Origin of the sequence: Acinetobacter sp., assembly GCF_049284435.1 — a bacterium.
Lineage (GTDB): Bacteria > Pseudomonadota > Gammaproteobacteria > Pseudomonadales > Moraxellaceae > Acinetobacter.
Genome location: NZ_JBAPXX010000136.1, coordinates 1 through 13,613, shown reverse-complemented (window position 1 = coordinate 13,613; position 13,613 = coordinate 1). Strand labels below are relative to the sequence as shown.

16 protein-coding genes, 1 tRNA gene and 1 pseudogene are annotated in these 13,613 nt (G+C 42.6%); 4 read left to right on the top strand and 14 right to left on the bottom strand.

All coding sequences use genetic code 11. The features are described from left to right. Nucleotides 1–256: 30S ribosomal protein S2 (rpsB, locus tag WAK81_RS11895; RefSeq protein WP_422197025.1), on the bottom strand; the 256-nt coding region annotated here is incomplete at its 3' end. Nucleotides 257–463: 207 nt separating this feature from the next. On the opposite strand from rpsB, the gene map reads away from it, so the two are divergent. Continuing rightward, on the top strand, nt 464–1,291 hold the full coding sequence (map, locus tag WAK81_RS11890; protein ID WP_114540898.1) for a type I methionyl aminopeptidase: 828 nt from the start codon (nt 464–466) through the stop codon (nt 1,289–1,291). A gap of 254 nt (nt 1,292–1,545) precedes the next feature. Next, nucleotides 1,546–2,781, top strand: a complete 1,236-nt coding sequence (locus WAK81_RS11885; RefSeq protein WP_422197023.1) for a pyridoxal phosphate-dependent aminotransferase — start codon at nt 1,546–1,548, stop codon at nt 2,779–2,781. Between the two features lie 44 nt (nt 2,782–2,825). Here WAK81_RS11885 and WAK81_RS11880 read toward each other — a convergent pair whose 3' ends face one another. Continuing rightward, nucleotides 2,826–3,581, bottom strand: a complete 756-nt coding sequence (locus tag WAK81_RS11880; protein ID WP_422197021.1) for an MATE family efflux transporter — start codon at nt 3,579–3,581, stop codon at nt 2,826–2,828. Next, nucleotides 3,533–4,107: pseudogene (locus WAK81_RS11875) on the bottom strand (MATE family efflux transporter). The gene WAK81_RS11880 and the pseudogene WAK81_RS11875 overlap by 49 nt, the downstream one beginning before the upstream one ends. Before the next feature lie 319 nt (nt 4,108–4,426). Here WAK81_RS11875 and WAK81_RS11870 point away from each other — a divergent pair. Next, nucleotides 4,427–4,864 (top strand): PaaI family thioesterase, encoded by a 438-nt coding sequence (locus WAK81_RS11870; protein WP_422197019.1) that lies wholly within the window; start codon nt 4,427–4,429, stop codon nt 4,862–4,864. Nucleotides 4,865–4,900: 36 nt separating this feature from the next. Here WAK81_RS11870 and WAK81_RS11865 read toward each other — a convergent pair whose 3' ends face one another. Continuing rightward, entirely contained in the window at nt 4,901–5,356 is a 456-nt protein-coding gene (locus WAK81_RS11865; RefSeq protein WP_422197017.1) for a hypothetical protein, read from the bottom strand. Nucleotides 5,357–5,592: 236 nt separating this feature from the next. Between WAK81_RS11865 and WAK81_RS11860 the strand changes: the two genes are divergently transcribed. Beyond that, nucleotides 5,593–5,668, top strand: a tRNA-Asn gene (locus WAK81_RS11860). A 197-nt stretch (nt 5,669–5,865) separates the two neighbouring features. Here the strand turns inward: WAK81_RS11860 and WAK81_RS11855 are convergent. The 10 genes from WAK81_RS11855 to WAK81_RS11810 form a co-directional block, all read right to left on the bottom strand. Then, nucleotides 5,866–6,519, bottom strand: a complete 654-nt coding sequence (locus WAK81_RS11855) for a tRNA-(ms[2]io[6]A)-hydroxylase (protein WP_004279057.1) — start codon at nt 6,517–6,519, stop codon at nt 5,866–5,868. A gap of 13 nt (nt 6,520–6,532) precedes the next feature. Next, nucleotides 6,533–7,258, bottom strand: coding sequence for a pyridoxine 5'-phosphate synthase (gene pdxJ, locus WAK81_RS11850; RefSeq protein ID WP_422197014.1), 726 nt, complete (start codon nt 7,256–7,258; stop codon nt 6,533–6,535). 13 nt (nt 7,259–7,271) lie between these two features. Beyond that, nucleotides 7,272–7,982 (bottom strand): DNA repair protein RecO, encoded by a 711-nt coding sequence (gene recO, locus WAK81_RS11845; protein WP_422197012.1) that lies wholly within the window; start codon nt 7,980–7,982, stop codon nt 7,272–7,274. 11 nt (nt 7,983–7,993) lie between these two features. Further along, nucleotides 7,994–8,191 carry an NF038104 family lipoprotein gene (locus tag WAK81_RS11840; RefSeq protein ID WP_422197010.1) on the bottom strand — a complete coding sequence of 66 codons (198 nt, stop codon included), beginning with the start codon at nt 8,189–8,191 and terminating at the stop codon, nt 7,994–7,996. 36 nt (nt 8,192–8,227) lie between these two features. Continuing rightward, the gene (gene era, locus WAK81_RS11835) at nt 8,228–9,256 is read right to left on the bottom strand and encodes a GTPase Era (RefSeq protein ID WP_422197008.1); all 1,029 of its coding nucleotides are present in this window, start codon (nt 9,254–9,256) and stop codon (nt 8,228–8,230) included. Next, nucleotides 9,256–9,954, bottom strand: a complete 699-nt coding sequence (gene rnc, locus WAK81_RS11830) for a ribonuclease III (protein ID WP_004279062.1) — start codon at nt 9,952–9,954, stop codon at nt 9,256–9,258. Before rnc ends, era begins: the two co-directional genes overlap by 1 nt. After that, nucleotides 9,926–10,297, bottom strand: coding sequence for a DUF4845 domain-containing protein (locus WAK81_RS11825; protein WP_422197005.1), 372 nt, complete (start codon nt 10,295–10,297; stop codon nt 9,926–9,928). Before WAK81_RS11825 ends, rnc begins: the two co-directional genes overlap by 29 nt. 23 nt (nt 10,298–10,320) lie before the next feature. Next, nucleotides 10,321–11,148 carry a signal peptidase I gene (lepB, locus tag WAK81_RS11820; protein ID WP_422197003.1) on the bottom strand — a complete coding sequence of 276 codons (828 nt, stop codon included), beginning with the start codon at nt 11,146–11,148 and terminating at the stop codon, nt 10,321–10,323. A 20-nt stretch (nt 11,149–11,168) separates the two neighbouring features. Next, nucleotides 11,169–12,986: a translation elongation factor 4 gene (lepA, locus tag WAK81_RS11815; protein WP_422197001.1), complete on the bottom strand. Its 1,818-nt coding sequence runs from the start codon at nt 12,984–12,986 to the stop codon at nt 11,169–11,171. Nucleotides 12,987–13,236: 250 nt separating this feature from the next. Continuing rightward, the coding region (locus WAK81_RS11810) for an acyl-CoA thioesterase (protein ID WP_422196999.1) at nt 13,237–13,613 on the bottom strand (377 nt) is incomplete at its 5' end.

The window sequence follows — 13,613 nt, the reverse complement described above, 5'->3', positions numbered from 1 at the left end:
CTTGTTCACGGATGATCGCAGAAGCTGCACGTTTAGTACCAACGAACAAAACTTTGTTCTTTTTGCTAGCCAAGTTGTTAGCAAAGTTCAAAGCATCATTTAACGCAGGAACAGTGTGCTCAAGGTTGATGATGTGAATTTTGTTACGCGCACCAAAGATGTAATCACGCATCTTTGGATTCCAGAAACGAGTTTGGTGACCAAAGTGCGCGCCAGCTTGAAGAAGGTCGCGCATGCTTACGTTGTAATCTGCCATTTTCTTTACCTTAAAGTTTGGGTTAGGCCTCCATATACCCGCATTCTCCACCCTAAAGGGCACCCAGAGTAATGTGTCGATATATGTGCGGATTTTTTTGCCTCATCGCACAAAGCCCGTGAAATTTATTCACGAAAAAGCATTTGATAAAATGGGCGGCTATTTATACCATAGTCACACACAAATTTCCAAAAGTTTTTAGAGATCATGAACAACACTTACCAAGCTCCACGTCGACTCATCAAAACCCCTGACGAAATTGAAAAAATGCGTGTGGCAGGGCGACTGGCGGCAGAAGTTTTGGATATGATCAAACCGCATATTGTTCCGGGTGTCACCACCCTGGAACTTGATACGATTTGTCATGACTATATTGTCAATCAACAACAGGCGATTCCTGCATGCTTAGGCTATGGTGCTGCACCGGGTCGACCTGCCTTCCAACATACCATTTGTACTTCTGTGAACCACGTGGTGTGTCACGGCATTCCATCAGACAGTAAAAAATTGAAAAAAGGCGACATCCTGAACATTGATGTGACCGTGATTAAAGATGGCTATCATGGTGACACCAACATGATGTACATCGTGGGTGGTGAAACCACTATTCTTGCCAACCGTCTATGTAAGGTAGCGCAAGAAGCCATGTACCGGGGTATTGAAACTGTAAAACCAGGTTCAACCATTGGCGATATTGGTCATGCCATTCAGCAGTATGTTGAATCTGAGCGTTTTGGCGTAGTACGTGAATATTGTGGTCACGGTATTGGTACGACTTTCCATGACGAACCGCAAGTGCTGCATTATGGTCAACCAGATACTGGCATGGTGCTTGAAGAAGGCATGACCTTTACCATTGAGCCCATGGTCAATGGTGGTGACTGGAAAACCAAGTTACTCGGTGATAAATGGACAGTGGTCACCAAAGATCACTCATTGTCAGCACAATATGAACATACGATTCTGGTAACTAAAACCGGCGCGGAAATTTTAACAGCACGCCCGGACGAAGACTTGTCACGCTTTAGTGCATAACGACATCACCAGCAACGAAAAATGGTCACTTTAAAGTGGCCATTTTTATTTTATATTTCATGCATCCACATGCATGACCGAGATGTATCAAGTCTCTTCTCTTCTGCTCCGAGCATATCGAAATTCAAGATAAAGTTCGGTCAATACACCATTTTTTCCTCAAAGTTTTCCAAATTCTTTTGCCCTATCTGCCCTATTTTAGGCTAAGATAATGTGCTTTTTATTTTTTAATCCCTATAAGAAGGAATACTGCCGTGGACGTACGTCTCTCTGATCGTGTGAATGCCATCAAACCGTCCCCTACGCTTGCCGTGACCAACAAAGCTGCTGAATTAAAAGCTGCAGGTCACAACGTGATTGGTTTGGGCGCAGGTGAACCAGATTTTGATACCCCTCAACACATCAAAGATGCAGCAATTGCAGCGATTAACAACGGTTTCACCAAATACACCGCTGTTGACGGTACGCCAAGTCTTAAAAAAGCCATTATTGCTAAATTCAAACGCGACAATAACCTAGACTATGCAGCAAACCAGATTCTGGTTTCTTGTGGTGGTAAGCAGTCATTCTTTAACTTGGCACTGGCTTTGTTAAACAAAGGTGATGAAGTAATCATCCCTGCGCCATTCTGGGTAAGCTACCCGGACATGGTGATCATTGCTGAAGGTGTTCCTGTTATTGTGAAATGTGGTGAAGAACAACGTTTCAAAATCACCCCTGAACAATTAGAAGCTGCAATCACTGACAAAACACGTCTAGTAGTATTGAACAGCCCGTCTAACCCAACAGGCATGATCTACACCAAAGCTGAACTTGAAGCGTTGGCTGACGTACTACGTAAATACCCAGAAGTGTATATCGCATCTGATGACATGTACGAACCAATCCGTTGGGATGACGAATTCTACAACATCGCCACCGTTGCACCAGACCTTTATGACCGCACGATTGTGTTAAACGGTGTATCTAAAGCTTATGCAATGACTGGCTGGCGTATCGGCTACGCAGCGGGCCCTGCGAAACTGATTGGTGCAATGAAAAAGATCCAGTCTCAATCGACTTCAAACCCAACTTCTATTTCGCAAGTTGCTGCTGAAGCTGCCTTGAACGGTCCTCAAGATGTACTTGAGCCAATGATTGAAGCATTCAAACGTCGTCATGACCTGGTTGTGAAAGGCTTGAATGAGATCCACGGTATTTCTTGCTTGCCTGCTGACGGTGCATTCTATGCATATGCCAACATCAAACCGTTGATTCGTGCAAAAGGTCTTAAATCTTGCACAGAATTCTCTGCTTGGTTACTGGAAGAAACTGGCGTTGCAGTGGTTCCTGGTGATGCATTCGGTCTTGGCGGTTTCATGCGTATCTCTTACGCAACTGCGGATGAAGTACTTGTTGATGCTCTAGCTCGCATCAAGAAAGCTGCTGATTCTATCGAAGGCGTTGACGCTGCGATTGCTTCAATCGAAGCTGAAAAAGCTGCACAATAATCAACTCGTTTGATTTAGAAAACCCGCGTTGATCGCGGGTTTTTTTATGTACTACGAATATAGTGCCGGTACTTTAGGCCCAAGCATAGCAAACACAAACAAGCAGCGACTGTATAAGCAATAGCAAGCATCCACCAAAAGCCATGTATTCCCAAGGCATTAAAACCAATATTCATAAATGAAATAGGATGATAGGCAATATACCAACCACCGCCTAAACCGAGTACCAAAACTGCACCTGTAAAAATAAACATGGGCAATACCACTTCTTTCCAGCAGCGCAGTATATTGACAGTAATCACCAGAACGGCATCAAAGATATGCATCCAACATACCAGCATCATCAAACTGAATGCCACAGCCAATACCTGCTGATCACCACTAAATAAAGCAATAATCCAACGCTGAAATATCCACACAAAACTAGCGAGGCATAATCCAACCAACACAACCACTGCAACTGCTTTTTTACTTAATTGCCATGCTGATTCAATATGTTCTGCACCAATTTTAGTCGATACCAAAATACTAAAAGCAGATCCCATTGACAGCGGCACCATAAACATCAATCCCATCAGACCCAGCATAATTTGATGAGAATTTATAACAATGTCACCCAAAGGTAAAATCAGCAGTGCAATCGCACTAATTGCAAACACATCCACAAACGTGACAATACCATTAGGTACACCAACTCTGAGAATTTTAACTAGGGTAGCCCAATGCAAAAATGTGCCTGACCATTGAACTTTTAATTTTTTTCTAAAAATACAAAATAATAAACAAATAACATTAACCACTGTATAACCAAGCTTGAAATGAAAGCACCTTGCACACCATAAGCAGCGATGTAACCCTCAATACCAAAAATCAAGCAATAACCTAATAAAACCTTGAAGATTAAATACAAAATATTGGCATAAAATACACGTTTAGCCTGCCCACAAGCTTGCGTCAGAATATATAAAATACGTAATAAAAGATGTCCTGGAATTATCCATGCCATTAACCACAAACATGGTGTAATCAAGGCTTGCAACTCAGCATCAGCTTTTAAAAGATTTAATAAGGTGTGGCATGAGTGAATAGCCAAGCTGCCAAAACAGACACTACAAGTACGATCAAAATACCTTGCTTCACAATCCGCTGTATATCAGAAAAAGCCTGTCGCCCATTGGCCTCAGCCAGTTCTTGCATCATAGCTTGCAGAATTCCAACCCCTGAAACAAAACACAATGAATAAATTGAAAGACATACAGCCATAGCAGCAACATGCTGAGGTGAAAAATGTGATAGAAAAATCACGTCGAACAAACCCCTTAGCATAATAATGGCATTACTGAGAAAAATAGGCACCCAAAGATGCAGAAACTGTTTCATTACCCTATCACTCGATTTTTAATTCTTTTATAAGGTTCGTTTTTTTGGCAGATTATTTAGATCTGAGATATTTCATAAGAAATGTATACCAGTATCGTGCCATAAATCATTCTATTTCTTATTTTTTATAAAAATGACTTTACTCAGGTGCAGGCACTGCACTTCTTACAAAATAATCCGCCATTCCTATACCAGATTGCTATTATCGATGTCACAATTTTGAATTAAACCTCAACAACTTAAGAATAATGACAGGAAAAGTACAATGAACCCAAAAGAAATGAGCGGTTTAGCATTATTGGAAGCGATGCGTGATGAAAAAATCCCGGCCCCGAGTATTAGCGAAACCATGTCGATGCAACCAGCAGTGATTGAAAGCGGACGTGTAGAATTTAAGGTCAAAGCTGATCATCGACATTTAAATCCGCTTGGCGGCGTCCATGGTGGTTTTGCTGCAACCGTTTTGGATACCGTGACAGGCTGCGCGATTCATACTTTACTTGAAGCAGGTGTCGGTTATGGCACAATTGATCTGAATGTAAAGATGTGCCGCCCCATCCCTCAAAATCAGCCACTGAAAGCCGTAGGAAAATCAATTAATCTCAGTAGAAATCTGGGTATTTCTGAAGGTCAGATTCTGGATGAAGAAGGTCGCCTGTATGCTCATGCCACTGCGACCTGTATGATTATTCGGACTGAATGAATATTGGTAGCCTGCACAACTCATCAGGCACTTCATTTAAATAATACTGCTTTTCGCCTGCCCCGCTTCAACAAATGACAAGCGTGGTCGAGTTAAGCCTTGAAACTCAAAATAATGCTTGGAAACATTGGCTAATTCCACATCTTGTGTTTGTGCTATCGATGCTTGCCACGCTTTAGACTGATTGGTTCCCGTCAAAAGATTCCCAGAAATGGCATAGATATAAAGATCTTTGCCTTGCTCTTTCAGATAGTCTGCATTCAGGAAAACTTCAAAGTTAAATTGACGTTCAGTTTCTACCAACCATTTTTCTGCAAACCACAATTGCAGCAAATCACCTAAATAAAGTGATTTTTGCGCCAAGGGCCAGAGCGTGATTTGAGCGTCTTTAACCGGGATATAATACTGTGCAGGATCGGCAATAATCTGCAGATAGTTTTCTTGATAATAAGCCAGTTGAGAGAAAATTTGAGGGATGCTGAGCGTATTCATTCGCTGTCTCCGGTTTAGCCATTTTTGTGCTGGCAAGTAGGTTTAAATCCACACTGTTTGACCATTTGGTCAAACGACTTTATGTTTTTAATCTAGCAAGTGAAAATTATTCTGACAAGTATTTTTCGTGAAATTTATGCAATTGCCTAAATTAAAAACAGACAGGCTGTATTTATAATAAATATGATAATTTTTGCTTGACCCCTGTCAAAATCTCTCTATAATCGCTTTCAGATTCTCCAATAGCTCAGTCGGTAGAGCGACGGACTGTTAATCCGCAGGTCCCTGGTTCGAGCCCAGGTTGGAGAGCCAAATTCAAGAAAGCCCACTCATCATGAAGTGGGCTTTTTTATTATCTTAAAATTTGACGGCTTATTATTTTCAAATATTTAAAATAAATAATTATTTTCAATCCCTCATAAAACTCGATATATAAATACACCTCTTTTCAAAATTTCGAGATATAAAAAATCCCCCATGCATGGAGGATTTTTAAATTGTCACCGAGATTAAGCCGCTTGAGCCGGAACACCACTATGAAAACGGAAAGTTTCATCAGGCGCTAGAATCAACTGTTTTTCAACTTCACGAATATGCAGGATTCGCTCCTGAATATCCTCTTTCGGATTTTTCAGTTTCGCCGTGGTTGCCACATCCATCGCTAAAGCCAGATAGTCTTCAAAATGGCGAGATTCGGACTTGAGCAGGTAACGGTAGTAACGTGCCAGCTCATCATCAACACGCGAAGCAAGCGCGTAGAAACGCTCACAGGAACGTGCTTCTACAAAGGCACCAATCACCAAGACATCAATCAAGGCTTCAGGTTCAAAAGTCCGGATTTCCTTACGCAAGCCACCAGCATAACGCCCTGCACTCAAGTTCTGCCAAGCCTGACCACGCTTATTCATCAATTCAAGTACTTGCTCATAATGCAGCATTTCTTCACGTACCAGCTGTGCAAGCTTCACCTGTAGATCAACAAAATAGCTATAGCGGAACATCAAGTTCATGGCCGTGCTGGCTGCTTTTTTTTCACAGTTGGCATGATCTTGCATCAAGATTTCAAGATTTTCGACCGCCATATCTAGCCATGCTTGCGGTGTTTCACAACCGAGGAAAGCAATCACCGGCTGCATCAGTTCATCATAATTAATATTTGACATAACCATTCTAATCTTAACGCGCTGACTTAATCACGGCTTTCATTTGCTGAACCGCTTGTGCCAGACCGACAAATACTGCATCTGCAATTAAAGAATGGCCGATATTGAGCTCATGAATCTGTGGAATCGCGGCGATTGGCGTCACGTTATCCAGATTTAAGCCATGGCCTGCATTTACCACCAGACCTTTAGATGCAGCATATTCAGCACCTTTTATAATACGCTCTAGTTCCGCTTGTTGCGCTTCTGGAATTTCTGCATCGGCATAGGCGCCTGTGTGAATCTCAATCGTCGGTGCACCACAAGCAACTGCTGCATCAATTTGGGCAAAGTCAGCATCAATAAATAAAGATACATCACAACCAATGGCTGCCAGCTCTTGAGTTGCTGCTTTTACAACATCAAAATTACCCACGACATCCAAACCACCTTCAGTGGTGACTTCCTGACGTTTTTCAGGAACAAAGCAAACATGCTGAGGCTTGATTTCCTTGGCAAAGGCGATCATTTCATCCGTTACCGCCAACTCAAGGTTCATACGGGTTTTTAGCGCAGGACGCATACGACGTACATCGTCATCCTGAATGTGCCGACGGTCTTCACGCAAGTGCAAGGTAATGCCCTCTGCCCCTGCCTGTTCGCAGATCAACGCAGCATTGACTGGATCTGGGTACGTTGTACCACGTGCTTGTCTTAATGTTGCGACATGGTCAATATTGACACCAAGTAATGCAGCCATAATCTTTTCCTAACTACGTTTGAGATTGAGAGTTTTGAATCCACAGTTGCCGACTTTTTAACGGGCGATCACCGAGCAAGGCCGTGATCATCTGTCGATACAGTTTGGTCAGTAATTGTAACTGTTCCGGCTTAAAATCCCCACCATTTTCATGCGTCAACATGCTTAAAATCTGTTGACCGGATAGGGTGGAGCGTAAGGCTTTAGCCGATGGCATAAAGCCGGCATTGAGCTGAAAATAATAGTGCTGTAGCGGATCAATCTGCGCCTGATTGGCATCTACCGAAAAATCCAGACCATAACCCAGCTCTTCCAGCAAAACATGCTCAAACTGACGTAAGATCTGTTTTAAATATAAATTTGGATTAGATTGTGCGGATAATTGCTGTAATGCAGTTAAGGTCTCTGCATATTTGGCAAAAGTTTGCGGCATTTCGACTTCTAAAGGACATAATCGCAACAGGATTTCATTCAGATAAAAACCTGAGAAAAAGGCATCACCAAAAAAGAAAATCGGCTGATTGACAATTTCCAGTTTAGTAAAGTTTTTAAGTTCTGATTTACCTGAAGCTTGCAAGCGAATGGGCTGATACTGCGGTGGTGGCATTTGCCTGAGAATACCATCTACCCTGCCATATTCCTGGGTAAATAAATGCACAATATGACTGCGTTCACGGTACTTACGATGATGAATCAGATAGCCATGCAGTACTTCATTACGCATAAGTAAGTATTTTAATCCTTATCTTTTTTTGATTTTTTATCATCTTCTTGGTCATCTCCATCCGGGATGACTGCACCAACGACAGCCGCAGTGCCTTTGACCGCGACTTTCGTGGTTTTATAAGCCACCTTCACAGGTACCGTGACCACTTTATGAATACAGCCTTGCAGAAATAAAACACATGCAACTACTGCCAACACTTTCATCATCACAGAATTCCTCGAAGGGGCTTATCATCTTATCGCTTAGATATCACTATAACCTAAGCTTTTTAATGCACGCTCATCATCCGACCAGCCACCTTTGACTTTCACCCAAAGGGTTAGCATGATTTTTTGCTCGAACATTTTTTCCATGTCGAGACGCGCATCCATACCGATTTTTTTCAGTTTGACACCTTTTTCGCCAATCACAATGGCTTTTTGGCTCGGACGATCGACAAAAATCGTGGCATCAATATAGGTACAGGCTGCTTTCATACAACCGGTTTTTTCATTCAAGACCGGTTCTTCTGTTTTGAATGATTCGATCTGAACGGTCAAATCGTATGGAAGTTCTTCACCCAGCTGACGCATGATCTTTTCACGGATAATTTCAGACGCCAAAAAACGCTCTGAGCGATCGGTCAGTTGATCCAGTGAATACAATGGTGGCTGGAACGGAAGATACTTGGCAATCGTGTCACGTAAATGTTCAAGATTGGCACCACGAAGCGCAGATACCGGTACGATTTCCGCAAAGTTCATTAGCTTTTCGCGTTCACGAATCAGCGGCAAAGCTTCGTTCTTGTTTTCAAAAGTATCCAGTTTGTTGATCACTAGAATGACTGGCATTTCAGCATTTTTCAGCTTTTCCAGAACCAGGTCATCGTTTGGCGTCCACTTTTGTGCATCCACTACGAATAAAACCAGGTTCACATCGCGTAAAGCTGAATGTGCCGCACGGTTCATCATTTTATTGATGGCACGGACTTCTTTTTTATGCATCCCTGGTGTATCAACAAATACAGCCTGAGATTTTTCACGTGAATCAATCCCCACGATTTTATGACGTGTGGTTTGTGGTTTACGCGAGGTAATCGAAAGTTTCTGACCCAGAATATGGTTCATTAAGGTAGATTTACCCACATTCGGGCGACCTACAATAGCAACAAAACCACTGCGATAATCCGATGGGATTTCGGTGCCTTGTGCACTAAAAAATTGACTAATAAGGTCGTGACTGTCGCTTTGCGACTCGTGATCAGCATCAATGTGATCGGAATGAGTAGTCATTAAGACTTATGCTCCAAAAGTTTCAAAATATCCGCCGCAACGGCTTGTTCAGCAAAACGCCGGCTCGCGCCTTCGCCTTGCATGGTGGGCAATCCCGCAATCTGGCATTCCACTTTAAAATGCTGATTGGGTGCATCACCTTGAATATCTACAACCTCGTAAACTGGGAGAGGTTTCTTACGTGCTTGTAAATACTCTTGTAAGCGAGATTTAGGATCTTTAAGCTGATCTGTCGGCTCAATATGATCTAAATACGGCTCGTACCATTTTAACACAATCGGTTCTAGCACGGTGAGATCACCGCAGTCGACATAGATTGCGCCAATAATGGCTTCTACCGTATCTGCCAGTATAGACTCACGATGATGACCACCAGATTTCAATTCACCGGTACTGAGAATTAAATTCTGGCTCAGTTTTAAATCATTGGCGATTTTTCCTAATGCTTCCTGACGAACCAAGGTGGCACGCATACGCGTCAACCGGCCTTCGTTTTCGCTTGGATAGGCATTAAAAAGATAATTCGCAATGATCATCCCTAAAAGAGAATCGCCCAGAAATTCCAGGCGCTCGTAGTTGTGTTTATGACTGACTGAACGATGAGTCAATGCCAGTTTCAGCAAATCAGCCTGTTTAAACTGATAGCCGATCCGTTTGGCAAGACGTTCATCATTTAGCTTTGACTGTGCTTTGATCAAACTCTTTCTCAAACTTCATCACTAAATCGATATTCATTATGAAATTTTTACGAATTTCATAATTCTTGTGCACCTGTAAACCATCGGTATTGGTGACTTTGGCAATTTCATCAAACTTTAGATCACGAATATTATTCATTTCTAAACGCTGACTCATCTGTTGACGGAATGTTTCTGGTGCTATATTAGCTGGAGCACTTTTTAATAGCGCCTCAATCTCACCATCTACCATACGATCATCGAAGTATGGTCCCCACACCGCAATCGCCACTTTTGCAAGAAATGCAAAGCCCACGATTGCAAATAAAACCCCAATATAAGAAGCACCTTGTTGATGTCTCATTTTTATTTTCCTGATTGAAACAATTAATCGATTGTTCCGTTTCGACCAAACGATGGCAATTTAAAGCCAGGTTCTTTATGCATCCAGATATAGAATGCACGACCTGTTAAGTTTTCTTCCGGAACAAGCCCCCAGAAACGACTGTCAGCACTCTGATCGCGATTATCCCCCATCGCAAAGTAATGACCTTCTGGCACTTTCACTTCCCAATATAAACCATTTTCACCTGAATATTTACCATTTTCCAGATAGTTAATAAAAGGTGCCTGACGAGCGACATTCACGCCTTCCAGCTCACGCATGGTAAAGGTATGCTCACCCAAGGTTTCTTTATGATAAATGGCATTTGGAGTATCTAAACGGTCTTTTTCGCGGCTAAATTCTACTGGAACTTTCGCCACTTTTTCACCATTAATGCTCAACTGTCCATGATCATAAACAATATGATCGCCTGGTAAGCCGATAATACGTTTGATATAACTGATGGTCGGTTGCGGTGGATAACGGAACACCGCCACATCACCACGTTCTGGACTGCCGGTATCGATAATTTTGGTGTTCACCATAGGCAGTTTGATGCCATAGTCAAATTTATTCACCAAAATAAAATCACCAGTTTCCAGCGTCGGCACCATCGAATCGGATGGAATATTAAAAGGTTCATATAAAAACGAACGCAGTACCAGCACAATGGCCAGTACCGGCCAAAAGTCATAAGCCCAGGTGATAATGAAATTCTCATGGCCCTTGCCTCGGGTTTGTCTTTGTTTCAAAATAAACTTGTCTAGCAACCACACTGCGACAAAAAACAGGGTCGCAGGCACAAGAATCAAATTAAAATCAAAATCCATGGGCTTAAATCCTTATTATTTTAGCGTTCGACTTTTAATACGGCTAAGAACGCTTCTTGCGGGATTTCTACACTACCCACCTGTTTCATGCGTTTCTTACCTTCTTTCTGTTTAGACAGAAGTTTTTTCTTACGTGACACGTCACCACCATAACACTTCGCCAATACGTTTTTACGCATCGCTTTTACAGTCGAACGTGCAATGATTTGTGCACCAATTGCCGCCTGAATCGCGACATCAAACATTTGACGTGGAATCAGGTCCTTCATTTTTTCAACCAGCGCAATACCACGATGACGTGCATCATTACGGTGACAGATCATCGCCAAGGCATCGACTTTTTCACCATTAATCAGCACATCTACTTTTACCAAAGATGAGCTTTCGAAACGGACAAAGTTGTAGTCGAGAGAAGCAAAACCACGTGAACATGACTTCAATTTATCAAAGAAGTCCATCACCACTTCAGCCATTGGAATTTCGAAAGTAATGGAAACCTGATTCGCCATAAACTTCATGTCTTTTTGCACACCACGGCGCTCAACACATAATGTCATGACGTTACCCAGGTATTCTTGCGGCACCAGAATATGACATTCAGCAATCGGTTCACGCAGATCTTCAACCGTTGAACCATCCGGCATTTTGGATGGGCTGTCGATATAAATCGTCTGACCATTCTTCATCACTGCTTCATAAATTACGGTTGGCGCAGAAGAAATCAGGTCAAGATCGTACTCGCGTTCCAGACGTTCCTGTACGATCTCCATGTGCAGCATGCCCAAGAAGCCACAGCGGAAACCGAAACCGAGTGCATCTGAACTTTCAGGTTCAAAGAACAAGGCCGAGTCATTGATTTGCAGCTTATGCAATGCTTCACGAAAAGGTTCAAAATCGCTGGCATCAATCGGGAACAAACCGGCATATACCTGCGGTTTGACCTTTTTAAAGCCCGGTAATGTTGCAACGTCAGGTGTTGTTGCCAGAGTAATCGTATCACCGACGGGTGCGCCGAAAATATCTTTAATCCCTGCAATCACAAAGCCTACTTCACCCGCTTCCAGCATACCTGTTTCAGTATGTTTCGGGTTAAAGATACCTACAGAAGTAATGATATGCGTTTGACCGGTTGATTTAATCAACATCTTGTCGCCTTTACGCACACGACCTTGCTTGACCCGGACCAGAGACACAACACCCAGATAATTATCAAACCAAGAATCCACAATCAGGGCTTGTAGCGGTGCTTCACGATCACCTTCCGGTGCGGGAATCACATTGACCAGTGTTTCAAGCACGCCTTCAATACCTAAACCTGTTTTTGCAGAACAGGTCGGTGCTTCCGTAGCTTCGATACCGATGATGTCTTCAATTTCCTGAATGACACGCTCAGGTTCAGCTTGCGGCAGGTCAATCTTGTTCAGTACCGGAAGTACTTCCAGACCTTGTTCAAGTGCGGTATAGCAGTTGGCAACAGACTGAGCTTCTACACCCTGTGCTGCATCTACGACCAGCAAGGCACCTTCACAGGCAGCGAGCGAGCGTGATACTTCATAAGAGAAGTCGACGTGTCCCGGCGTATCAATAAAGTTCAACTGATACTCTTGACCGTTGGGATGTGTATAGTACAAGGTTACCGAAGTGGCTTTAATGGTAATCCCACGTTCGCGCTCAAGCTCCATTGAGTCAAGGACTTGAGCCTGCATTTCACGATCTTGCAAACCGCCACAGGTTTGAATAAAGCGATCCGCTAGGGTCGATTTACCGTGGTCAATGTGCGCAATAATCGAGAAGTTACGAATGTTTTTAATATCAACAGATTTTTTAGCTTGCGCCATGGGTTACCTTGAGAAAAAACACGCTATGTAATTTAAAAATATTACATAACAAAAGCCGAATAGAAATTGCGAAGGATTATAGCAGAATGGTGATCTAGAAAAAGAATTATATTTTTTCCTTTATTCCCTATGTCGCGTATACATCAGTCAGATGAAGTCTGGATCACCATGATTAGAAAATAGCTCACCAACTCCACCTCTTCATCAATATTATCCAGATGTACTGATCAAACTGGAGAATGTTGTCTCATTAATCCATATATAAATTTGAAAAATCAAAAGGATTTACATGTTCTGAAAGTGGCTGATAAGCCTGGGTAAAAGTTGGTGACATACGTTTTGGACGTCCGGTGGCCATTTCGATACAGGCCCATTGGGTACTTCCAGTAAATAACAGGGTCTGATCCTGTGGTCGATAAAATGCGTATTGTCTAAATGAATACAGGGCATTGATATCATTAAGCCAGGTACGCAGAATAATCTCGTCTCCTTCAAAAGCCGCCTTGCGATATTGCACCTGATGCTCAACCGCGACCATGGCATGTTTCAGTTCCACATATTGCTTTAATCCCAAGCCCAGTTTTTCAATATGAGCTGATGCGACATCCTGCATCCATTGCACATAGA